General features: G+C 66.8%; 1 protein-coding gene. It reads right to left on the bottom strand.

Annotated features, from left to right (window positions below; translation table 11 throughout):
- Positions 1-6 precede the first annotated feature (6 nt).
- A partial coding sequence (locus FGD71_RS34895) for an aldehyde dehydrogenase family protein (RefSeq protein WP_119104585.1) occupies positions 7-750 on the bottom strand: 744 nt, incomplete at its 5' end.

The following is a 750-nucleotide window of genomic DNA, read 5'->3' as shown; positions in this document are numbered from 1 at the left end:
GCAACCTCAGCTGGAGGTGGGGAAGTTGAAGCCGGCGTTGACTTGTTGTGTGGGTTGGGGCCAGCGGGTGGTGACGACTTTGGGGCGGGTGTAGAAGCGGATGCCTTCGGGGCCGTGGATGGGGGAGTCGCCGATGAGGGAGTCCTTCCAGCCGCCGAAGGAGTAGTAGGACATCGGGACGGGGACGGGGACGTTGATGCCGATCATTCCGATGTTGATGTTGCGTTGGAATCGGCGGGCGGCTTCGCCGGAGGCGGTGAACAGGGCGGTGCCGTTGCCGTAGGGGTTGTTGTTGATGAGGTCGATGGCCTGGTCGAGGGTGTCGACGCGGATGATGGCGAGGACGGGGCCGAAGAGTTCTTCCTTGTAGGCGTTCATGTCGGTGGTGACGTGGTCGAGGAGGGAGGGGCCGGTGAAGAAGCCGTCCTCGTGGCCGTCGACCTTGAGTCCGCGGCCGTCGACGACGAGGGTGGCGCCTTGTGTGGCGGCGGTGCCGACGGCGTTCTCGATGCGTTGCTGGGCGGCTTTGGTGACCAGGGGGCCCATGTCGGTGCCGGGGGTGTTGCCGGGGCCGACTGTGATCTCGCTCGCCTTGCGTTCCAGGATTTCGACGAGGGTGTCGGCGGCGGTGCCGACGGCGACGGCGACGGATACGGCCATGCAGCGTTCGCCGGCGGAGCCGTAGGCGCCGGCGGTGATGTGGTTGGCGGCGAATTCGAGGTCGGCGTCGGGCAGGACGACGGCGTGGTT

The organism is Streptomyces sporangiiformans (assembly GCF_005768555.2).
GTDB classification, from domain to species: domain Bacteria; phylum Actinomycetota; class Actinomycetes; order Streptomycetales; family Streptomycetaceae; genus Streptomyces; species Streptomyces sporangiiformans.
The sequence above is the reverse complement of the archived record's forward strand: the minus strand, read 5'-3'. Positions and strand labels throughout refer to the sequence as shown.